The organism is Burkholderia sp. PAMC 26561, assembly GCF_001557535.2.
Classification (GTDB): Bacteria; Pseudomonadota; Gammaproteobacteria; order Burkholderiales; family Burkholderiaceae; genus Caballeronia.
Window position 1 is genome coordinate 328860 of record NZ_CP014310.1, and the last position, 22168, is coordinate 351027.

17 protein-coding genes and 4 pseudogenes are annotated in these 22168 nt (G+C 57.2%); 15 read left to right on the forward strand and 6 right to left on the reverse strand.

Translation table 11 applies throughout. The features are described from left to right. Positions 1-45: 45 nt before the first annotated feature. Positions 46-495: pseudogene (locus AXG89_RS32085) on the forward strand (transposase); the annotation flags it as partial. Between the two features lie 836 nt (positions 496-1331). Here AXG89_RS32085 and AXG89_RS32090 read toward each other — a convergent pair. Then, positions 1332-1745, reverse strand: coding sequence for a group II intron maturase-specific domain-containing protein (locus AXG89_RS32090; RefSeq protein ID WP_062174649.1), 414 nt, complete (start codon positions 1743-1745; stop codon positions 1332-1334). An 8-nt stretch (positions 1746-1753) separates the two neighbouring features. After that, positions 1754-2776: pseudogene (locus tag AXG89_RS32095) on the reverse strand (IS30 family transposase). 553 nt (positions 2777-3329) lie between these two features. Between AXG89_RS32095 and AXG89_RS32100 the strand changes: the two are divergent. From AXG89_RS32100 to AXG89_RS32110, 3 genes are all read left to right on the forward strand, one after another. Further along, positions 3330-3896: a carboxymuconolactone decarboxylase family protein gene (locus tag AXG89_RS32100; protein ID WP_062174651.1), complete on the forward strand. Its 567-nt coding sequence runs from the start codon at positions 3330-3332 to the stop codon at positions 3894-3896. A 53-nt stretch (positions 3897-3949) separates the two neighbouring features. Next, a complete protein-coding gene (locus AXG89_RS32105; RefSeq protein WP_062174653.1) occupies positions 3950-4624 on the forward strand; it encodes a peroxiredoxin-like family protein in 675 nt (224 codons plus the stop codon). A 68-nt stretch (positions 4625-4692) separates the two neighbouring features. Beyond that, complete coding sequence (locus AXG89_RS32110) at positions 4693-5415, forward strand: SDR family oxidoreductase (protein ID WP_062174655.1); 723 nt, start codon at positions 4693-4695, stop codon at positions 5413-5415. Between the two features lie 132 nt (positions 5416-5547). Here the strand turns inward: AXG89_RS32110 and AXG89_RS32115 are convergent, their stop codons facing one another. Beyond that, a complete protein-coding gene (locus tag AXG89_RS32115) occupies positions 5548-6432 on the reverse strand; it encodes a LysR family transcriptional regulator (RefSeq protein WP_062174656.1) in 885 nt (294 codons plus the stop codon). A 166-nt stretch (positions 6433-6598) separates the two neighbouring features. Between AXG89_RS32115 and AXG89_RS32120 the strand changes: the two genes are divergently transcribed. Continuing rightward, positions 6599-7705 carry an alkene reductase gene (locus tag AXG89_RS32120; protein ID WP_062174659.1) on the forward strand — a complete coding sequence of 369 codons (1107 nt, stop codon included), beginning with the start codon at positions 6599-6601 and terminating at the stop codon, positions 7703-7705. Positions 7706-7720: 15 nt separating this feature from the next. Next, complete coding sequence (locus tag AXG89_RS32125) at positions 7721-8023, forward strand: MFS transporter (protein WP_062174661.1); 303 nt, start codon at positions 7721-7723, stop codon at positions 8021-8023. Between the two features lie 148 nt (positions 8024-8171). Here AXG89_RS32125 and AXG89_RS32130 read toward each other — a convergent pair. Next, positions 8172-8459 (reverse strand): annotated as a pseudogene (locus AXG89_RS32130) (IS110 family transposase); the annotation flags it as partial. 98 nt (positions 8460-8557) lie between these two features. Further along, entirely contained in the window at positions 8558-9460 is a 903-nt protein-coding gene (locus tag AXG89_RS32135; RefSeq protein ID WP_062174663.1) for a LysR family transcriptional regulator, read from the reverse strand. Between the two features lie 100 nt (positions 9461-9560). Between AXG89_RS32135 and AXG89_RS32140 the strand changes: the two genes are divergently transcribed. The 6 genes and pseudogenes from AXG89_RS32140 to AXG89_RS42545 all read left to right on the forward strand — a co-directional run bounded on the left by AXG89_RS32140 (position 9561) and on the right by AXG89_RS42545 (position 16942). Next, positions 9561-11225, forward strand: coding sequence for an MFS transporter (locus tag AXG89_RS32140; protein ID WP_236873569.1), 1665 nt, complete (start codon positions 9561-9563; stop codon positions 11223-11225). Positions 11226-11322: 97 nt separating this feature from the next. Further along, a complete protein-coding gene (locus AXG89_RS32145; protein ID WP_062174665.1) occupies positions 11323-12192 on the forward strand; it encodes an MBL fold metallo-hydrolase in 870 nt (289 codons plus the stop codon). Positions 12193-12251: 59 nt separating this feature from the next. Continuing rightward, the gene (locus AXG89_RS32150; RefSeq protein ID WP_218778192.1) at positions 12252-13193 is read left to right on the forward strand and encodes an alpha/beta hydrolase; all 942 of its coding nucleotides are present in this window, start codon (positions 12252-12254) and stop codon (positions 13191-13193) included. A gap of 284 nt (positions 13194-13477) precedes the next feature. Then, a complete protein-coding gene (locus tag AXG89_RS32155) occupies positions 13478-14608 on the forward strand; it encodes a porin (protein ID WP_062174668.1) in 1131 nt (376 codons plus the stop codon). A 118-nt stretch (positions 14609-14726) separates the two neighbouring features. Continuing rightward, positions 14727-16288 (forward strand): annotated as a pseudogene (locus tag AXG89_RS44110) (methyl-accepting chemotaxis protein). Positions 16289-16768: 480 nt separating this feature from the next. Continuing rightward, complete coding sequence (locus tag AXG89_RS42545) at positions 16769-16942, forward strand: hypothetical protein (RefSeq protein ID WP_162916187.1); 174 nt, start codon at positions 16769-16771, stop codon at positions 16940-16942. A gap of 132 nt (positions 16943-17074) precedes the next feature. On the opposite strand, the gene AXG89_RS32170 is transcribed toward AXG89_RS42545, so the two are convergent. Beyond that, positions 17075-17995, reverse strand: a complete 921-nt coding sequence (locus AXG89_RS32170; protein ID WP_062174670.1) for a LysR family transcriptional regulator — start codon at positions 17993-17995, stop codon at positions 17075-17077. 177 nt (positions 17996-18172) lie between these two features. Between AXG89_RS32170 and AXG89_RS32175 the strand changes: the two genes are divergently transcribed. The 3 genes from AXG89_RS32175 to AXG89_RS32185 are packed head-to-tail and all read left to right on the forward strand — an operon-like array spanning position 18173 to position 22123. After that, positions 18173-19492: an MFS transporter gene (locus tag AXG89_RS32175; protein WP_062174672.1), complete on the forward strand. Its 1320-nt coding sequence runs from the start codon at positions 18173-18175 to the stop codon at positions 19490-19492. A 52-nt stretch (positions 19493-19544) separates the two neighbouring features. Further along, positions 19545-20747, forward strand: a complete 1203-nt coding sequence (locus AXG89_RS32180; RefSeq protein WP_062174674.1) for a M20 aminoacylase family protein — start codon at positions 19545-19547, stop codon at positions 20745-20747. A gap of 38 nt (positions 20748-20785) precedes the next feature. Further along, a complete protein-coding gene (locus AXG89_RS32185) occupies positions 20786-22123 on the forward strand; it encodes an MFS transporter (RefSeq protein WP_062174897.1) in 1338 nt (445 codons plus the stop codon). Positions 22124-22168: the final 45 nt, after the last annotated feature.

Consider the following 22168-nt stretch of genomic DNA (forward strand, 5'->3'; position numbering starts at 1 on the left):
GTTCTTAGGGGGCGGTGGCGCAGCAATGCGCTGCCGCTACCCGACGTCGGAGTCGACGCCGATTCTGGACTTGTACATAGCGTGGTGGGCACGGCGGCCAACGTGTCGGATGTATCGCAGGCCCACGCCCTTTTGCACGGGCATGAAGAAGACGCGTTCGGCGACGCGGGCTACCTTGGAGTAGACAAACGCGACGAGATGAAGGGCGCGACGGTGAATTGGCGCGTGGCTGCCAAACTCGGAAAGATCAAAGCGATGCAAGAAGGTCCGCTGAAGGACCTGGTGATCGCGCTCGAACGCACCAAGGCACAGATCCGCGCGCGAGTCGAGCATCCGTTTCATGTCGTGAAGAACCTGTTTCGTCATCGCAAGGTTCGCTACAAAGGACTGGCCAAGAACACCGCGCAACTGTTCAGTCTGTTTGCGCTCGCGAATTTGGTGATCGCAAAAAAACAGCTGCTGTCGACGCACGGGAGCAATCCGTCAAGTGTGTGAAAAATGGAGGAAATAAGGCCCAAATACGGGCGCAGTTCTCTTCTTACCTTCGAATTTGTTCGTCAATTAACAATTGCAGCATGCGTCGTCCTTAATGCGGACCGCAGACGCATTGATCAGCGTTTCCATAAGGCCCGTCATAATTTCAGTAATCTCTTATTTGGATAAAAAAGAAAAATGAAAGAATCAGCGCAGAAGACGCTGCGTGTTAAGCGGAATGCGTTGCGGGTCCGGGTCGGGCGCCCGGCGCCCACGATTAGCGCACTTGCAACCGCAAGATGATCAGTGGTGGACTTGATAAACAACCGTCGTGAACTGCCCTTAGATACGCGTCGAAACCACCCGCAGCACGCGTTATCGGCGTCAGATCGCGCTCGAATTTCCCCGCCATGTATCGCTGAAAGTTGCAGATCTAGCAAAGCTGTTTTCGGTTTCCCGCCCAACCGTGTACTGGACTCTCGCTCATCAGCCAGAAGGGACATAGCGCGGCCTCGACAGGACATTGCCCTCGAACTCTACGTCAGGTGAGTTCGCCGGACTTAACTGACTTCCCTGTTTAATTGCTCCCCAGACCCCTACCTCCGCCGTCAACACGACGGACGATGTGGTGAACGTGCCAGCCTGCGTCTTTGGTTATGCGTTGTTCGCAGACACAGCAGATGCCTTATTGAGCAGGCCAAAGCCGAATCAACTTCTTCCGACCCATGAGCGAGTTGAACATCTTGAAACCTTGACGATCTTCGAAGTAACCTTCCCAAGCCGGGTGAAAGGGATCGCCTCTGCTTTGATTTTAATGTGCCGCCGGATGGGTATCTCTGCCGCATAACGAAGCGTCGTCACGGTTGGCTTGCCATCTGGGCGTTACTCACCCGTTTGCGCAGCAAAGATCCAATCCCGTTTTCCAATGCATCGAAATAACGATGCTTGATCCATCGACGTCCCTTGTTGGGATGCCAGCGACAGCACCATTGCCACACCGCCCGCCATATCTCTGAATCGACGCGCGCGTAGACTCTCTTGGAGACGAAATGTCGATGATAGTCCGCCCATCCTTTGGTCACCGGGTTTAGCAGGCCAATCAGGTTCTGTTGCTTGGCCGTCCGGTTTTCATTGATGATCGAGCGAATTTTCCTCAGAAACGCATGACCGTTCTTCTTCGATGGCTTGATAAGCAGCTTGTTACGATACTTCCGAACGTTCTGCCCCAGAAAGTCGAACCCCTTCGAGTGCGGTCTCAAGTCGAAGTGCAACAGCTAGGTTAATGTTTAGATGACGTTGCTAGATCCGCTGCTTGTAGCGTCGCGGCGAATACCTCGAAGGGAGAATGAAACGCATGTGTGGAACGAGGTCGGTTGTTCAAGCTGTCGGCAATGATGTCGAGGTCTGCCTGACTATGCACGGAAAGATCGGTGCCTTTGGGCAAATACTCGCGCAACAGGCCATTGGTATTTTCACAAGTTCCGCGCTGCCACGGGCTATGTGGATCGCAAAATTAGACGTTCACGCCAGTTTGAGCGGCAAGTTCTTGATGTCGTGAGAGTTCACGCCCCTGGTCGTAAGTGAAGCTTTGACGCAAGTGTTCGGGAATCGAGTTGAGCTTGGCCGAGAAGCCGGCCAGCGCAGATTCGGCTGTGGCATCGTGCATCTTGGCCAGCAGTACCAGACGGCTGGTCCTCTCCACCAACACGCCAACTGAGGAGCGATTGCCTTCGCCTTTGATGAAGTCGCCCTCCCAGTGCCCGGGCATAACGCGATCCTCGACTTCAGGTGGGCGCACGTGAATGCTGACCATATTGGGAATTTGCCAGCGGCGATCATTACCCCGCGTGCGCGACATACGGGCGCGGTGAGCACGACGCAAACAAGCAATGAGTTGGCGCCGTAATTCTCCGCTTGGGTGAGCGTAGATGGTCGTGTAAATCGTTTCGTGCGAGACCTGCAAAGTTGGATCGGTCGGAAACATACGCTTGAGAACTCCAGAGATTTGCTGAGGTGACCAACGCCACTCGAGCAGCGTGAGGACGACCCTCCAGCAGGCGCTGTGAGGCCCAAGCTTGGGCGTGGTGACCGTGTCCGCTCGTCGGGCCGAACTGAGCGCGTGCGCCGCCGCTGGGAAATAACCGAGCACAGAGCTATTGCGCCTCAGTTCACGGCTGAGGGTAGAGGCTGAGCGTCCGAGTATGCGGGCCATGGCCCGGATACTCGAGCCCCGTTGACGCAGGCTTGCGATCTCTAGACGCTCCTCGGCTTGCAACTGCTCGTACTGATTCGCTTTGTGCATTACAACACCTTATACGCTTTGGTGTTGCGCTTCAGTTTTGAGCCCGCCCGGCTTATCTCAACAGCGTGGTCTGCTACGCATCCGCAGTTCTGTTTTTCAGCGCGAGGCGAACTTGTCGAACGGCTGTTGTCAGGAAGAGCGAATGCCTCTTGACGACCTTCTAGAGACATTCGCAGTCCCCGATAACGGACTTTCGAACCTATCCGTTTTATCGCCAAAGGCAGGTTCTAAGTCAGCGCAAACTATCCGCGAGCCGGATCCATTGAACGCGTCACTTGGCGGCTGGGTCGCCCGAACTGTTTTCGTGGGACATGCCCGCGCGAGTCGCAAAGCGACGCCGTCGCAACTCGCTTTCCGGCATAAGTGTCGCCCTCGGCGAAAACACCCACCAAGCCGTTCGGCATCCGCAGTTGTCAAGGTTTCCCCAATTAACGCTCGCCGACCATTCCCCACGGGAATGACTGTTATGAACGCGGGCCGCCTTCTTATTTCCGGATCGCTAAGACACTATCAGCCATACGCAATCCAGCGTCTTACCCACCGGAACAAAAAAATGACCGACTTCACCGTATATACGAACGCAAGCGCTCCGGCAGCATCGAAACCCGTTCTTGACGCTGTCAAGGGCGCGTTCGGCTTCGTTCCGAACCTGCAAGCGAACATGGCCGAATCACCGGAACTTCTCGCCGGTTACTCCGCGCTGTGGGACCTGTTTTCTAAAAGCACGCTGACGCCGCATGAACAGCAAGTCGTGTATCTGACGTCTAACTTCGAGAACAACTGCCACTACTGCATGGCAGGGCACACCACGCTTGCCAAGATGATCAAGGTGGACGAAGGCGTCATCGCTGCGCTTCGCGCCGGCACTGAAATCCCTGATGCAAAGCTCGAAGCGCTGCATCGCTTCACGACCCTTGTTGTTCGCGAACGCGGTTTTGTCGCCGATGCCGACGTCGCCACGTTCATTTCAGCCGGATACACCCGTCAGAACGTGCTGGAAGTGGTACTCGGCGTGGCGACGAAGGTGATGAGCAACTACACGAACCACATTGTCCACACGAAGCTCGACGCGTTCATGGCAGGCAACGAGTGGACCAAGCCGGTTGCGGTCGCAGCCTGATCTTCAAGCGCAGGAGCCCAGGCTCCCGCCGTCACTCAATTCAAGGAAAAGTGATGTCCCTCCAAGCGAAACTCGACGCCTTCAAGGCGGACTTCAAGGCCGGTAAGGCCCCCTTCTTCGCCCCCGCGGAGATTCATCCGATCATGGCTCGCGCCACGGCCGAGCTGATCGCTTCTGGCCAGGCCGGCCGTGCGTTAAAGGCAGGCGACGCCGCGCCCGAATTCACACTCTTGGATCCCGAAGGCAACCCGGTCTCATCAGTTCAACTGCTGGAGCAAGGGCCGCTCGTCATCAGTTTTTATCGTGGCGTATGGTGCCCGTACTGCAATCTCGAATTGCAGGCCCTCGAAGAAGCGCTGCCGGCATTCAAGGCGGTCGGTGCAAGCCTCGTCGCGATCTCGCCGCAGAACGCGGTTAACAGCCGTAAATCCGTTCGCACAAACAGCTTGAGCTTTCCAATCCTGAGCGACACACGTAACGACGTCGCCGCAGCCTTCGGTATCCGTTTCGCGTTGCCAGACTATCTGGTCGACCTGTACAAGCTGCTCAAGAACGACCTGCCGGCTTTCAACGGCGACGACAGCTGGACGCTACCCATGCCTGCTCGCTACGTAGTTGGCCAGGAAGGCACGATTCTGTATTCCGAAGTCAATCCTGACTACACGCATCGGCCGGAGCCGCAGGACATGTTGCCGGCGTTGCGTACCCGTGCTGGCGCGGCCCTCTGAACGAAGAGACAAGCGTATTCGACGCTCGTGCCCATGAGCGTCGGACCATCTTTTAAAAAAGGGCGAACATGACATCCCGTACTTTCCTGATTACTGGCGCAAGCAAGGGCATTGGCCGGGCGTTGGCAGAGCGCCTTTCCCGCAACGGCCACACAGTTGTCGGCCTGGCGCGTCACGGGGATGAACCGAGCTTTCCCGGTGAGCTGATCCCCGTCGACCTGTCGGATCACACTGCCACCGACAAAGCCTTGAAGCAACTGATCAGGCAGTACGAGTTCGATGGCTTGGTCAACAACGTCGGTCTCGTTCGCCCGCAAGCTTTGGGAAGCATTGAGCTTGATGATCTTGACGCAGTCCTTGCATTGAATCTGCATCCGGCGGTGCAGGCAGCGCAGGCGCTTCTCCCGCACATGCAGTCGCAGGGTTGGGGCCGCATCGTCAATATATCAAGCCTGACCGTGCTCGGCATGGTCGAACGTACAGCGTATGCGGCAGCAAAATCGGCGCTCGTCAGCTTCTCCCGATCATGGGCGCTGGAACTGGCGACAACGGGCATCACGGTCAACGCTGTATCGCCCGGTCCGACCGAGACAGAGCTGTTTCGCGTCAACAATCGTCCGGGAAGCGCCGGTGAACGCCGATACCTTGCGTCAGTTCCAATGAATCGATTCGGCAAGCCCGATGAGATCGCCGCGACCATCGAATTTCTTTTGTCCGACGATGCGGCCTTCATGACCGGTCAAACATTGTATGTGGATGGCGGCGCATCGATCGGCAAGGCGCTCGTCTGAGGCTCGCTGAATCGCTGAAATCAACGCCGATTTTAGATGCAAGCAAGCGCTAACCATTTTCGGCCATCACGCTAGGCTTGATCACCGACGCACGGCAAGGCGAAGGTATCCTACAGTGACCTAGGCAATAGCCTATTCGGCGAGTGTAGCCTCGACAAAAGCGACGAACGCTCGCGCCTTGGCGCTAACGACTCGCCCCGTCGGAAAAACCGCCCATAAATCCACGGGCGGCAATTCCCAGTCCTCAAGAACAGCAGTCACCGCGCCGCTTGCCAACTCGGGCGCGAACATCCATTCGGACGTAATCGCGACGCCCATATCGGCGAGCACCGCCGCGCGTACGCCTTCGGCCGCATTCACGTGCATGCGTCCCGAAACGGCCACCGCCACTTCCGACGCATCGCGCTTGAACGACCATGCCGTCCCGCCACCGCGTTGTTCATACACGATGGCCTGATGTGCGATCAGGTCCGCGGGCACCACGGGCGTTCCGGCTTCGTCGAAGTAAGCCTGCGTGCCGACAACATGGCGCCGGCTTTGTCCCACCTTTTTCGCGGTCATGCTCGAATCCGCGAGCGCACCCATGCGCAGCGCCACGTCGATACCTTCTTCCATCAGGTCGACGTTTCGGTCATCAAGGATCACTTCGATGGTTAGACCAGGATGCGCTGACAAGAAACTCTTCATGGAAGGGACAATATGCAGCCGCGCAAACGTCACAGCCGCACAAATGCGCAGACGCCCCGACAGGCTTGCGCCTGAGCCACGTGCCGCATTCTCCGCTTCATCCGCTTCTTCTATTGCCCGTTTAGCGCGCTCGTAGAACTGCTGGCCAGCATCCGTCGGCGACAATCCGCGCGTCGAACGCAGCAGCAAACGCACGCCGAGCCGGTCCTCGAGCTGCGCGATCGACTTCGACACCGCCGGTTGCCCGACGTTGAGCCGCCGTGCGCCGCCTGAGAACGATCCCGCCTCGATCACAGTTACGAATGTTTCCATCGCTGTCAGTCTGTCCATGCTGTTCCTCTTTCGATGATGTGCGTGCGCTTGTGACACCAGCTTGTGAGGCTATTCCCTCCGGGAATGAATGATATCGCCGCTACCGGTCTGCCGCTCGAAGGATTTGACGCCCATAGTCCGTTCACCGAAGGACAACTCTTCAGCACTTACCAGGAAGCCTGTCATGAACTCACTCTTTTCAGCCGCTGCAATTGGCCCGTATTCGCTCAAGCATCGTGTCGTGATGGCGCCGCTCACACGCATGCGTTCAAGCGATGGCAACGTCCCTAATGACCTGATGGCAGCGTATTACGCTCAGCGTACGACCGATGGCGGCCTGATCGTCTCGGAAGCAACGCCCGTCTCACCGCGCGGATATGGCTACGCAAAGGCGCCGGGCATCTATACCCAGGCGCAAGTGGATGGCTGGCGAAAGGTCACTGACGCCGTTCATGCAAAGGGCGGCCTGATCTTCCTGCAACTCTGGCACGTGGGTCGCCAATCGCATCCGTTGCTGCAACCGAATGGCGCGGCGCCCGTGTCATCGTCAGCGCTGCAAGCGGAGGGCGACGCGTATGCGGAAAGCGGTCCCGTGCCGTTCTCCATGCCCCGAGCACTGGAAACGCACGAAATCGCCGGCGTTATCGATGAATTCCGTCAAGGTGCCCAGCGCGCTCGAGAAGCCGGCTTCGATGGCGTCGAGATCCACGGCGCAAACGGTTACTTGCCCGACCAGTTCCTGCAGGACGGCACCAACTTGCGCACCGACATCTACGGCGGCCCTATTGAGAACCGCGCGCGCTTTCTGCTCGAGATTACCGAAGCCGCCGTGGCAGAGTGGGGACCGGGGCGCGTCGGCGTGCGCATCGGCCCGAGCGGAACCTATGGCTCCATGCACGACAGTAACCCGCAAGCGACCTTTGGTTATGTCGCAGACGAGTTGAACCGCTTCGGGCTCGCGTACCTTCATATTGTTGAGCCGCGCATCAGGGGCACCGAAACCGTCAAGGCCGATGTGCCGCCGCTCGCCGCCCAACATCTGCGCAAGCGCTTTCACGGCACGATCATCGCGGCGGGCGGCTTCGACCGGGCCAGTGCCGAGGCGATTGTGCGCAACGGCGACGCGGACTTCGTCGCTTTCGGCCGCCACTTCATCTCGAACCCTGACCTGCCGGCGCGGTTGCGCGATGACCTTCCGCTCACGCCGTACGATCGCACCACCTTCTACGGCGGCGATGCGCGCGGCTATATCGACTACCCAATCGCCGTCACCGAAACCGACGCAGCCTGACCCACGAGGTCCCCCATGACCACGCACCCGCGTTATCCCGCCCTGACGCTCGCGGTGCTCGCGACCGCCCAGTTCTTCATCGCGGTGAATTACAACATTGTGTATGTCGGGTTGCCTTCGATTGGAAAGCAGCTTGGCCTTTTTCCGCATCACCTGCAATGGGTGGTGAGCGCCTACGCCCTGGCGTTAGGTGGCCTGTTGCTACTCGGCGGCAGACTCGGCGATGCGTTTGGCCGGCGTCGCGCGTTTATCGCAGCACTGCCGTTGTATGGTGGTGCATTGCTCGCGGGCGGCTTGCCGGTACGCCGCTCGTCTTGATCGCGTCGCGTGCGGTGCAGGGACTGGGTGGAGCGCTCCTCTTTCTGTGCCGACGTGCGCCATGAAGCGGATGTCGAGCGTCTGGTCGCTTTCACCATCGAGCGCCTTGGGCGCATTGATGCCGCCATCAACAACGCGAGCACCGAAGGACCCGTTCGCCTGCTTTCCTTGGAATAAGAGACGGTGCGACAACCTGGCAATCCCAGCCGAGGTCACTGAGCTGCCGTTGGATTCCATATCCGCATGGGCCTGCCTCATAGCAAAACGAGAGATGCGCGTCTCCTTTTCTCAACTGCCGAACCAGCTTTTCGATCGCCTCCGGTGTGTTGGCAATCTCCCCAACATAGCGAACTTCACCTCCGTTCGCATCGGCTACAGAAACCGCAATCGTCGCCTTGTGAACATCCATCCCAACGAACTTGCTAAACTTCTTCACGACCTGCTCTCCTCAATTGCGGCTCTGAGCCTTCGGTTCTTCGGAGCCTCAAGCTTAACCCGCGTCGCTTGAGGTACAGCAGGTCCAATACATTGTGTCTAGATCATTACACACAAATCAATTTGTTTGCGCAACCACGCATGACCGGGGTCTTCGTTGAAGCGCGGATGCCAAGTCGCGTACAACCGAAATTTATTGACCTCGAACGGAAGTGGCGTGGATAACAGCGACCCGGCGTAGCGCGCGAGAAAAAGTGCCGGCAGGGTACACACTAGGTCGGTGGTCTGCAGAATCAGCGGCACCAAACTATAGTATTGGACCGACATCCCAACGCGGCGCGCATAGCCTAGTTCCTTCAGCAAGTCGTCTATTGCACTGCGAAAGCTGCCGCCGTCGCCGGAGACGATCACATGCGTCAACGCGGCGTATTCTTCTAGCGAAGGTGGTTCGGTGCCACGTGGATGATCCTTGCGCTGTGCCATCCTGAACTCTTCCTGGAGCAACGGCACGTGCGACGCGCTCGGAAGCACGCGCGATACAAGCGCCACGTCGATCTCACCGCTCTCAATTTGCTCGGGAAGTCGGTTGAAATCAATAGTGCGAAACGCAAGCCGTATCCCTGCATAACCCGCCTCTCCGATCATCCGGATTAACGGCGGTGCGACGATGGCGCTGGCATTGTCATTGGCCCCCACTGTAAATACCCGTTGCGCGGAGACTGGATCAAAGCCGGGCTCGGTACTAATCACGCGTTCGAGCGCTTGCAAGGCCTGACGTAGCGGCTCCCTCAAATGATCCGCACGCGGCGTGAGCACCATGCCCTTGCCCGGTGTGCCCGGCAGAAGCAAAGAGTCGCCAAAGATGTCGCGGAGGGTCGCCAGCTGTGCCGACAAGGCGGGCTGGCTGATCCCCAGTCGGGCCGCTGCGCGCGTCACGTTCTTTTCGTCGAGGATGACGCTCAGGGAAGCAAGCAGGGCTAGGTTATACCGTGTGATATTCATGCCGGTTATGCCCCCATCATGACTTTCGATTTCTCTGAAAAAAAATAGCTAGTTAGCATCGGCCCCACATTGAAACAGAATTTGAGACAGGAGGATACAAGTGAGCCAGGTTAGTGATGCGGGCACGACAGGAAAGATTGGAGGTATCGGCCACCAGCGAAAAGTAATTATAGGAGCTACGGTAGGCACCATCTTCGAATGGTATGACTTTTTCCTTTATATTTCTGTAGCTTCGGTCATAGCTACCAAATTCTTTTCCAACAACAATCCCGCATCGGCCGAAATTTTTGCGCTCCTGACGTTTGCTACGGGGTACCTGGTGCGGCCGTTCGGCGCCTTGTTTTTCGGGCGCCTTGGGGACTTGGTTGGTCGCAAACATACCTTTCTGGCTACCATTCTGATCATGGGCTGTTCCACAATCGCGATAGGCCTGCTGCCCACGTATGCGACGGTGGGCATACTCGCACCATCGCTGCTGACTGGAATGCGCATGCTGCAGGGGCTTGCCTTAGGCGGCGAATACGGAGGCGCTGCTACCTATATTGCCGAGCATGCACCTGCTGGCCAACGCGGAGCAAGCACTGCATGGCTGCAGATCTCGGCAACGCTGGGATTTGCTTTGTCGGTGCTGGTGGTGCTTGGCACTCGGACGCTGCTTACCGAAGAACAATACGCGATATGGGGCTGGCGAGTGCTCTTTCTGATCTCCATCGTGCCGCTAGCAATCTCTGTTTGGATTCGGCTAAAGCTGGAGGAGTCCCCAATGTTCCTCGAGATGAAGCGGCAAGGCACGTTGTCCAAGGCGCCGATCCGGGAGACTCTTGGCCAATGGCCAAATGCGCGCCGCATCTTGATCGCCATGTTTGGAATGGTAGCGCCGCAAAGCGTCCTGCTGGTCGGCGCGCAGATTTATTCACTTGTGTTTCTCGTTAACACTATAAAGGTCGACGTACAGATCGCAAACTTCGTGATACTTACGGCACTGATGCTCGGGCTACCGTCATTTATATGGAGCGGCAAGCTAAGCGACCGACTCGGCACCAAACCTTTCATCGTAGGTGCATGCCTGCTCGGAGCACTGACCTACTTACCGCTTTATAAGGCTTTGACATTTTATGCAAACCCCGCGCTGTACGTAGCTCAGCAAACCGTGCCAGTGTTAGTCGTGGCCGACCCCGCAGAATGCTCGCTTCAGTTTAATCCGATAGGTAGGTCCAAACGCACGTCGGGGTGCGACATCGTCAAAGACGCGTTGGTGCGCACTGGCGCACCTTACTCGAACCGTGCAGCGGCACCAGGAAGCGTCGCAATCGTCTACGTCGGAGGCCAGGTAATTGCATTGGCTGTACCCGGTAAGCAGTCCGACGCTCGCGCCTTTGGTGAACGTCTGACGCGCGCTTTGACTCGGGCCGGTTACCCGGCGCATGCCGACAAAAGCGCAATGAACTACCCGATGATTATCTTGATTCTGGCGTGCCTGAGCAGCATCGCCGGAATGATTTTTGGGCCGCTCGCCTCGGCAATGACCTCTTTCTTTCCTGCTCGGATTCGCTATACCTCGGTGTCATTCAGCTATCACGTCGGCAACGGATTATTCGGCGGGTTAATGCCCGCGATTTCGGCCGCGATCCAGATCAGCACGGGCAATATCTATGGCGGCGTTTGGTACACGGTGGCTGTAGTGGGGGTGACCTTCTTTGTTGCATTGCTATTCCTGCCTTCGCAACACTCGCTTGCGAAAGAAGCGCTCGTGTCACGGATCTAGGTCAGCAGCCTTCCCAGAGATTGGTGCCGGGACGGCAAAGAGGCCGGCCGGTTTTTTTTCACGCAGTCGCTTTTAAAAACGACAGGAATTTGCATCTATGTTTGGACATCATTTCGGCGACACATCGGTAACTCGGGTCGTGGAGCAACACGGTGCTGGGTTCGCGCCCGACTTCCTGTTTCCTGATTGGGATCCGGAAGTGCTGGCTGCCCATCGACAACTGATGGTGCCTGACTGTTTCGATGAGGCTCAACATAAATTTATCGCCAGCATTCACACTTGGGTGGTTAAGACGCGCCATCACACCATCCTGATCGACAGTTGTGGTGGTAATCACAAGAACCGCCCCGAATTGCCGCGCTTTCATCAACAAAATTACCCGTTTCTCGAGCGGTTGGCTGAGGCCGGGGTATCGCCGGAATCGGTTGATTATGTGATGTGTACGCATCTGCACGTGGACCATTGCGGCTGGAATACACAACTTGTGGATGGGCGTTGGGTTCCGACCTTTCCCAATGCCAGGTACATCTTTTCCAAGGCTGAGTACGATTTCTGGAGCCGAACGGTTGGCGAGAGCGGCTTTAATGCGAACGTATTCGAGGACAGTGTTTTGCCGGTAATCCAAAGCCAGCAAGCAGACATCATCGATGGGACAGCCGCCGTGGGTGACCAGTTACGCATACATCCGACGCCAGGCCACAGTATTGGGCACATCTCGATCGAATTGGTGAGCGACGGGGGACGCGGCATTTTTAGCGGCGACATCATGCACCAGCCGCTACAAGTGTTCCAACCCAACTGGAACAGCCGCTTTTGCGATGATCCTGCAATGGCGAGAGTGTCGCGGCAATGGTTGCTGGAGTATGCGCTGGAGCACGGAACCACAATTTTCACCAGTCATTTCGGCAACAGTTCGGCTGGCAACGTCAGCCGGCGTGGTGATCTGTTCGATTGGACCTTTATCTAAATACAAAGGAGCGCTATATGCCATTTGCCACTATAACGAACATAGTCTCTGAGGAGACAATGATTCAAAGTGACACCAGTAACGTTCGGCTGTTCGTGCGTAATAAGCGGCGCGATGATGTGAAACACTTCCCCAGTCAGAAGATCCTACTCTTTGTGTCGGGATCAACCTACCCGGCCTCGACCTCGTTCGACTTACGTCTCGATGGCGTCTCGTGGATGGACCAACTTGCCGCAAAAGGCTATGACACGTATCTGGTCGACGTGCGCGGCTATGGCCGCTCGGACTGCCCGGCGGAGATGAGCCAACCGGCTGAACAGAACCCGCCGGCGGTACGTACATCGATAGCAGTGCGCGACGTAGGCGCTGCTGTGGCTTATGTTCAGGCGCGCACCGGGGCGATGCGGATTAACCTGATTGGCTGGTCGTGGGGAAGCACGCTAATGGCGAGCTATACCGCAGAGAACAACGACCGTGTCCATAAACTGACGCTGCTTGCTCCTCAGTGGCTGCGTGAGGGACCTAGCATGGCCGACAGCGGTGGTCCGCTGGGGGCCTATCGCGTGGTTCAGCGGACTGCAGCGCGCGCGCGCTGGCTAAACGGGGTACCTGAGCACGCGCGTGGGACCTTGCTGCCCACTGCGTGGTTTAACACTTGGGCCGACGCCACTTTCACCGAGCCCACGCCTGGTGACACGAACGGGGCGACCCAACTGCGGGCGCCGAATGGCACGGTGTTAGACAGCCGTGAGTACTGGGCTGCCGGCAAGGCCCTTTATAACCCTGCGGAGATTAGAGTGCCAGTCCTGATTGTGCATGCCGATTGGGATCGTGATTGCCCAATCGAGATGTCACGCACTGTGTTTTCCAAGCTCACTAACGCACCCTACAGGCGTTGGGTGGAGATTGGCGAGGGCACCCACTCGGTATTGATGGAAAAAAACCGCTGGCAAGTGTTCGCTGCGGTGCAGGCGTTCTTAGACGAACAAGCACCCGTTTGAAAAAAGCAAAACCCTAATTACTGGAAAGATTGCATGCGTGCTTGCGGGTCCGCTGCAGTTGCGCTTGCAGTCACTCGGCTCTACAGTTCTGCGCGGAACCGAGCCCAAAGCGTGGTGCGGATTTGGGACCGTAGTGCTTTTTATGTATGGCCGTAAGGTGTCGATTAGTAGAGGAATGTAACTACCACAAATAGGTAGTACCCCGAATCAACATAAAAGCTGTTTAGTAAGGTCGCCGACCGATTAAAAAAATTCAGGCGAACACTCCCTCAAGGAGAAGGAAAATGGTTCGTACACGACGTATAAGTAACGTGGTTCGAGCGGCTGCAGCGCTGATTATGGTGGGTGCCAGTCATGCACAAGCTCAAAGTAGCGTTACCCTCTACGGTATCATTTCGACCAGCCTGCAGTACGCGAGTAACTCGGGCGGCAACCGGCAGTATGCACTTGCGAGTGGCACCTATCAGCTGCCGCGTTGGGGCTTGTTGGGCCGCGAAGACTTGGGGGGGAGGCTTGCAGCGGTGTTTCGGTTGGAGAACGGTTTTTCAATAACAAATGGTAGCCTCAGTCAGGGCGGCCGAATGTTTGGTCGTTACGCATATGTGGGTTTGTCCGACGCGCGACTGGGTACAGTTACACTAGGCCGCCAGCCAGATGAGATGTCCACACAGATGTCATTTTCGGAGTCCGGCAATACGTTTGGCTCAATAGGTACGCACATCGGCGACAACGACAATATGTATCTCACGGTGCGCCTGAATAACTCCGCACGTTATATGAGTCCGAGCTGGCGCGGCTTGTCGTTTGCTGCGCAATATGCCTTTTCGAACGCTGATAACTTCGCACAAAACCGTGCATACAGTGGCGGGACAACCTATCAGAACGGACCGCTCAAGATGGCGGTGGCAATGACCGAAATGAGTGGGCCGGCGCTGGCCGCAAACGCCAATGGTGCGGTGGACTCTTCAAATTACGGTCTCTCCTCGCCGTTCGTAAAAAGCTTGAACGAGGCCGCAGTGTTACAGCAGCGGATCATTGGCGCCGGCGCGACATATGCACTTGGTACGGTGCTGTTCAACGCCAATTACACCGACGTATTGTTCAATTATGCCGACGCGTCTTCCCTGCGGCTTGAGAACGCCGAACTTGGGATTTCCAAGCGCCTTACCCCCGCTTTGCTGGTTGGCGCGGCCTACTTGTACACATGGGGCAAGTATTCAACTGATATTAAGCCACACTATCAACAAGTCAACATCGGCCTAGATTATGCGCTGAGCGTCAAAACCGATCTATTTGCCGCAGCGATATTTCAGCGAGCTGGGGGATCGGCGTCGTATGCGCAGATCTACAGTCTGTCGCGCTCATCATCACATAGCCAAACAGCTTTGGAATCTGGCATCCGAGTGCGCTTCTAGTCCCATGACGAACTGCCGTAATGGGGAACAGCCTCGGACGATGTAGTCTAGTGTGTGCGCCCATGACGCTATCAATCCCACATATTTTGTGAAAGGCTGCCGGCGGCAAATGAAAAATATGACATTGAATAGGAAACTGGCGTCGGTGATCGCCATGTTGTGGCTCGGCTTGATCGCGATCGGCATCCTTGGAGCATGGCAAAACCGCACCTCCATGATCAATGATCGACGCGACCAGCTCAGCACTTTGATCGACGAGGCTTATATGACGACTGAGCATTACGCCGACCTCGTTAAAAACAAGATGATGAGCGAAAACGAAGCAAAGCGTCTCGCGCTCGACTCATTGATAGCCGCGCGATATGGGCCCGATGGCTATATCTCCGTGAGCGACTCGCACGCGATCATACTAATGCATCCGTTCAAGCCCGCGATGGTCGGAAAGGACATGTCCTCGTTTGTAGACTCAGGCGGCAACAAGCTTTTCCTCGACATCGCGAAAGCAGGTAATAAGCCGGCCGGCGAGCAGGTAATAAGAAGGCCGGCGGATTCGTGAGCTACCTGTGGGCGAAGCCGGGCAGCGGACAGTCCGTAGGCAAGATGGGTTTTGCAAAACACTATGCGCCGTGGGACTGGTACATATCGACGGGCATGTACACGGACGACATCGACGATGCTTTCCGGGCAAGCTCGTGGCACCGGTTCGCTATTACCGGCGTGCTGGGGCTGGCATCGCTGGTCATGATGATGATTTTGCGCAGCATCAAGCGCGAGCTTGGAGGTGATCCGGCGACCGCTGTACACGCCGCGCAACGCATCTCTCGCGGCGACCTGACCAAGGTCGTCCAGGCGGTCGTTGGCGATGTAACCAGCTTGATTTACGAACTTGGCCAAATGCAGAAAGGTCTTGTCGATACGTTCACGCGCGTGCGCAGCGGCGCCAAAAACATCTACGTGGCCGCGTCCGAGATCGCTGCCGACAACACCGATTTGTCGCAACGCACGGAAAAACAAGCCGCCGCGCTGGTGCAAACGGCATCGAGCATGGACGAGATGACCGCGAACGTGAAGCACAACTCGGAGAGCGCGACGCAGCCCGCAAAACTCGCGAGCCAGGCAGTTGACGTGGCGCAACGCGGCAGCGGCGTGGTCGAGGAAGTGATCCTCACCATGACGCGCATCACCGAGAGCTCGAAGCAGATTGGCGACATCATCGGCGTGATCGATGGAATTTCTTTTCAGACTAACATCCTTGCGCTGAATGCGGCAGTTGAAGCCGCGCGCGCAGGCGAGCAAGGGCGCGGTTTCGCAGTAGTCGCGTCCGACGTGCGGAGTCTCGCGCAACGCTCGGCGACGGCGGCCAAGGAGATCAAGGCATTGATCGAGACCTCGACGCATACAGTCCAGGAAGGCGCATCGCTCGTGACGAATGCGGGATCGACCATGACGGAGATTTCGACATCGGTACGCCGCGTGAACGAGATCCTCAATAAAATCAGTAACGCTTCTCGCGAGCAAAGCGCGGTTATCGAACAGGTTAACCGGGCCGTGGGCGAATTGGACCAGGTGACGCAGCAGAATGCGGCGCTGGTCGAGCAAGCCGCAGCAGCGGCGCATTCGCTGAAAGATCAGGTCGATGGATTGCGCGAGGCAGTGGGAATCTTTGCGTTGCCTGCTTAATATCCATAGGGTTGACCGGTGTCCGCGCGAAGCAAACACTCGAGCATGCTAGCGCTTGAATATACATGCACGACAGCCGCTTCGTCTTCGATCAGCGAGCCGATCACCTTGCCGCTCGCTGACCTGCTGCAGAAACTTCTCTGCAAGGCCACGAGAACGATAACGTTAAATTCTCGGTAATCACAAGTAACCGCGTTTCCAACATCGCATACACCACGCGCCCCATTTTCTACGCCAATAGATGGCGCTCAAGCACATGGCGCACGTTTGCAAGTTCGTATAGAACGTGCTCCTCAACGACTGCGCCGGCGAATGACTGCGCGCAGCGAGCGCAGCCTCCCGCACTCGGCATGTTGCGTCGGATCCCCAAATGGTGGCATCGAATTTTTGCCAGCGGCAGCGATCGCGTTGCCATTTCCGTCAGCCATAATCGTAGCAAACAGATGGCGTCAGTCACGCTTCAATTTGTCCGACAGCGCAATGACATCGCGAAGCAGGTCCATATCGCGCGGCAGTCGAGAGGCTGGCGCAGTCGATATAGTTAATGTCCTGCTGTCGACCGGCCAGATCAATGCCGTTCAGTGGAAGCTCATGAGCGCGCTGCCGGTGACCGCGACCGGTGTAATCAGCTTGTCTGCCCAGTTCGCCTCCTAGACGCGCATGCGACTATGAATGCTTCAATAGCTTACCCGACGGCACGATCACCGGCATGTCCGATCCAGGTCGCCCGCTTCACGGTATCCTCGAACGTCATCTTCGGGAGAAAACGTTCGGGCTGATGCTGGCTCACTCGTTACGGAAGAAACTCATCTCCTGAAGCACCCTATGCAGCCGTTGTAACGCGGCGGAAAAGATCCGGTCGGCCCGCACTATTAACTGGATTTCGGCAGATTTAAAGATCGCGTTCTCTACCGGTAGCGCAACCAATTCTCCAGCCGCCACTTCGTTTGCCACAGCGCGCGCCGACATGAACGTCACACCCAGCCGGGCTTGCACGTGGTTCTTCAGCATGGCCAGGGAATTCGTCGTTAAGATAGGGACGAACTCTATCTTCTCCGCGAACTCCGCGGCCCCGACCAGTTTGCGCAAGCCGAAGCTCTCGGACATCAGCGCTACCTGGTAAGGCAATACGTCCCTCAGGCTTAACGGACCCGAATGCAACGCGAGAGGGTGACCGGGCCACGCTATTAGGCAAACCGGTTGCTTACGCGTCTTCAATACGCGAATGGTGGAGTCCTGCGGCGCGCAATACGCGATGCCGATATGAGCTTCGTCGTCCGATACCATGCGGACCACCTCATGGCCGCTGACCTGCTCCAGCGTCACGTTGATCTTTGGATACTTTTGGCAAAACTCGCCGCGTAAAACCGTACCAAGCTCTTCAAGGAAACCCTCGCCGGCCACGATGCGGATCTCCCCGCGCTGCAATCCTTTCAGTTCGGCAAGGCGCGCTAGCAAGGTTTCTTCGCTCGCACGGCGCTCGCGACAGTGATCGAGCACCAGCGCTGCGGATTCCGTTGGTACCACACCGCGTCCGCGGCGTTCGAGCAACTTGCAGGCTAGTTCGATTTCGAGTTGCTGGATTTGCCGGCTGACAACAGAAGGCTCGACGTCTAGAAAATCTGCCGCTGCGCGAAGCGACCCCCGTGACACAGTTTCATAAAAATAGCGCAGCCGCCGCTCATTTAAACCTAAATTGCCGCGCATCGTCTATCGCTCCAAATATGCTTATCGTTGCTTTGCAGTCAACAAAAGTCTACCAATATCGACATTGATTGGCATTTTTTGTGTCTACAGACTAGAGGCCTGCAGAAAGCCAACTCCCTGTATCTAGTGGGACAGGCGGCACAGACAGCCATTTAAAATCCGTTGGAGGATGAGGCCATGGAGAGTTTCAAGGCACCACTGGTGCCGGCGTGCGATATCCGTGACGCGCTCGCTGCGATCTACCGTAGGATTAGCTGGCGGATTTTGCCGTTTCTCCTGTCCTGCTATGTGTTGGCATACCTCGACCGCGTAAACATTAGTTTCGCCAAGCTGCAGATGCAGCAACAACTTGGCATGAGCGACGCTGTGTATGGCTTGGGTGCTGGCGTCTTTTTCCTCGGCTATATGTTGTTCGAAGTGCCGAGCAACCTGCTGCTCGCCAGAGTTGGCGCCCGCAAGACAATTAGCCGGATCATGGTGATGTGGGGGCTGACATCGGCCTGCACGATATTCGTCCACGACACGGGTACCTTCTATATCCTGCGTTTCTTGCTCGGTGTGTTTGAAGCCGGCTTCGCACCGGGCATGATTTTCTATCTAACTTACTGGTATCCGGAGTCGCGCCGCGCCCGCGTCATGGCAGTGGTGCTGATGGCCGGCCCGGTCGCCGGGATCGTCGGCGGACCGCTTTCAACATGGATCATGACCGTCTGCGCGGGCTTGCATGGATTGGCTGGTTGGCAATGGCTGTTTTTGCTGGAAGGCTCACCGTGCATTCTGCTCGGCGCCGCTGCGCTGGTTTTTCTCGACGATACCCCGCAGCAGGCGCGCTGGCTGTCGGATGAGGACAAAGCCCACGTCACGCAAGACATCGGGCAGTCGGCACGTCCGGGTGTGCATAGCAGCTTCGGCGCCGCGCTCAAGGATGGTCGCGTTTACCTGATGGCATTCAGCTATTTCTGCTTGATTTGCGGCCTGTACACAATCAGTTTCTGGCTGCCGACGTTGTTGAGGACGGCTGGAGTCAAGGATGCGCTCTTGCTTGGTCGCTATGCTGCTTTGCCCTATCTGGTGACGGTGGCGGCCGTACCGGTGTTTGCACGCCGATCCGACCGGCTCCGGGAGCGGTGCCTGCATAGCGCGCTGCCCGCGATCGCGGGGGCACTAAGCTTGATCGCCGCGGCGTACATGACGCGTAGCCTCATCGGATCAATCATCAGCATGACGGTTGCGACAACCTGCATTTACGCTGCCTATGTGGTGTTCTGGGCGATACCGACGGCATATCTAAAGGGCGCTGCCGCAGCTGGCGGCATCGCACTCATCAACAGCATGGGACTACTTGGTGGCTTTATCAGTCCAGTGTTGATCGGCTGGCTCAAGACGCTCACCGGTTCACTGCAGATCGGGTTGATTGTGATGGCCACGCTTCTAGTGGTGGGCGCGATTTCGATCCTGCTAAACCGCTTGCCACGAGTGGTTCCGAGGGCCAGCTAAGCGATGCACTGACCTCGGTACTGCATTTACACCTAATTGTTATTCAACTGACATGAACAACGTGCCCCACTACTGCGAAACAGGCGACCTGCACGCCGCAACGAACGAACTGCGTGGGATCCGCCACCAACTTCACCAGCATCCGGAACTTGCTTACGATGAGCACCAAACGGCTTCGCTCGTTGCAAGCAAGTTGGAATCTTGGGGCTTCCAAGTGACGACGGGCGTCGGCAAGACCGGTGTCGTCGGTACACTGAAAATTGGTGACAGTCCGCGCAGCATCGGTATTCGAGCCGACATGGACGCGCTGCCGATCACCGAGGAAACCGGCTTGTCGTATGCGAGCCGCCTGCACGGAAAAATGCACGCGTGCGGACACGACGGGCACACGACCATGTTGTTGGGCGCCGCCAAATACTTGGGCGCGACGGGGAACTTCTCAGGCACCGTCCATTTGTATTTTCAGCCGGCCGAAGAAAAAGGGTACGACAGCGGCGCGCGCAGCATGATAGAAGATGGCCTGTTTGAGCGCTTTCCGTGCGACGCTGTGTTCGGCATGCACAATCATCCTGGCGTGGAGCAGGGCACTTTCATTTTCCGCAGCGGCCCGTTCATGTCGGCTGGCGACAAGGTCACGATCACCATCAAAGGTGTGGGCGGCCACGCGGCGCGCCCACACCTTACGGTCGATCCGGTCGTGGTCGCAGCCAGTATCGTGATGGCGATACAGACCATCGTCGCGCGAAATATCGATCCGGCGGAGGCCGCCGTGATCACAGTTGGTTCCATCCAGAGCGGCTTTGCAAACAACGTGATTCCGGATACGGCGACCCTGCAACTGAGCGTGCGCTCGTTCAGCGCATCGGTTCGGGAGCGGCTTAAAGAGCGCATTGTCGCGCTTGCGCAGGCACAAGCACACAGCTATGGCGCGACCGCCATGATCGACTATGTGATGGGGTATCCGGTTGTGGTCAATCACGACGAGGAAACGGCATTTGCGATCGCAGTTGCGCAGGAGTTGGTGGGCGTCGAGCGAGTGATTGAGCATGCCGATCGCGTGATGGCAAGCGAAGACTTCGCATTCATGTTGCAGGAGAGGCCCGGCTGTTTCCTGCGGCTAGGTAACGGGATTGGCGGCGGAGTCGGGGAGGGCGGCTGCATGGTGCACAACCCAAACTACGACTTTAATGACTCCAACCTGCCGGTTGGCGCTGCCTTCTGGGCGAGGCTTACCGAGCGTTATCTCGGCCGATGATTTACCGAGAAATTAATCCACCCAATCACGGCAAACTCATGCGCGACATCTCTCTTGATGATGCAGCTTCATCGACTTCATCGACTTCATCGACGTTAGCGCCGAATGCTCCCCAAATAACTAGCCAGCAAGGCGGCCGGGCAGTTTTGGCAGCGATTATCGGCAACTGGCTTGAAGTGTTTGACTTCACCGTCTACGGCTTTTTTGCCGTGACAATCGGTAAGCTTTATTTTCCTGCAACCGATCCAACGACTTCGCTGCTTTTGTCTGTCGCCACCTTTGCGGTCGGTTTCTTCACGCGGCCGTTGGGCAGCGTGTTGCTGGGAGTCTATGCCGACCGGCACGGACGCAAAGCAGCACTAAACCTAACGATCGCGCTGATGGCCCTGAGCACGCTGGCGATCGCGTGCACACCAACGTATGCGCAGATTGGCATCGCGGCGCCGTTGATCGTGGTAATAGGACGGTTGCTGCAGGGCTTTTCACAAGGCGGAGAGTTCGGCGCCGCTACGACGACGCTAGTCGAGCTAGGCTCAAATACCCGCCGCGGCCTACGTGCGAGCTGGCAGCTTTCGAGTCAGGGTGGCGCAGCCTTGCTGGGTGCCGGAACAGCGACCCTGTTGACAACGTTTATTTCAACCGACGCGATGGGCATTTGGGGGTGGCGCATTCCGTTTCTGATGGGCGCGCTAATCGCACCGATCGGGATCTATCTGCGAAGGGTGATGCCCGACGACAGCGCTGACAATTGCATGCGTGTCGGCCCCAGCGTACTGCTCGAGGTGCTGCAGCACAAAAAGACTGTGCTGCTAGTTATGCTGACGGTGATGGGCGGCACCGTTTCAACATACATCCTGACGTTTTACATGCCCACTTATGCAGTTCATTCGCTGGGGATGCCGCAAAACCTGTCGATGCGAATCGGCGTCGGTTCGGGCCTGACCTTACTGCTCAGTGCGCCGTTGTTCGGAGCATGGTCTGACCGGATCGGACGGCGCAAGACACCGATCATTGTCGGGCGGCTAATGCTGGCTATTGCGCTATGGCCCGCTTTTTGGCTGTTCAACTGCTTCCCGGTGCTGCCTGTCGTTATTCCACTGATGGTGTTTATGCTGCTGTGCTATTCAATGGGCTCGGCAACCGAATTCGCGTTGATGTCCGAGTCGTTCCCGCGACGCATTCGCGTCACTGGCATCTCGATCGCCTACGCTCTCGCCGTCACGCTGTTTGGCGGAACAGCGCAATTGGTCGTCACTGCCCTGATCCGGATGACCGGAAGCAATCTAGCGCCGGCCGGTTATGTAAGCGCGAGCCTGCTGATTTCGCTGATCGCAGTGACCAAGCTGAAGGAGACCGCTAACACACCGCTCGACTAAAACCGTGGATCGGCTTGGCGCACTTCCAAACTCAAGGCAGCTGCA